At 38.0% G+C, this 358-nt stretch carries 1 protein-coding gene; it reads left to right on the forward strand.

Annotated elements, in window-relative coordinates; all coding sequences use genetic code 11:
- Positions 1-73: 73 nt before the first annotated feature.
- Positions 74-358 (forward strand): phage terminase small subunit (gene gpM / locus BZK14_RS12925; RefSeq protein ID WP_245831364.1); only part of this gene is annotated, 285 nt, incomplete at its 3' end.

Consider the following 358-nt stretch of genomic DNA (forward strand, 5'->3'; position numbering starts at 1 on the left):
TCGCAGTGAAAAACTACGAAGGCATTGTTTTGGTTGAAAACATTGTGATCGAAGATGCTTCAACAGGGGATTAATGATGAGTTCAGTATTTGCAAAGATTAAAGCTGAAAAACTTGCGCAAAAGTTGGGTGCTAAAGCAGAAGATCAAGCATCACATGAAATTGATAATCCTGTATTAACAGCATTACTCAATGACTTTCGAGCAGATTTACAAAAGCAACATAGCTTAGAAAGTAAGTCTGCAAAAGCTGAGTTTAAAGCGTCACGTTTGGATCATTATCGTGATTGGGTCAATGGTATTTTAGCAAATGAAGCAATGCCTTATGACAAGATCACAACTGAAATGGCCGTGTGGTCC

Source organism: Wohlfahrtiimonas larvae (genome assembly GCF_002006755.1).
GTDB lineage: Bacteria > Pseudomonadota > Gammaproteobacteria > Cardiobacteriales > Wohlfahrtiimonadaceae > Wohlfahrtiimonas > Wohlfahrtiimonas larvae.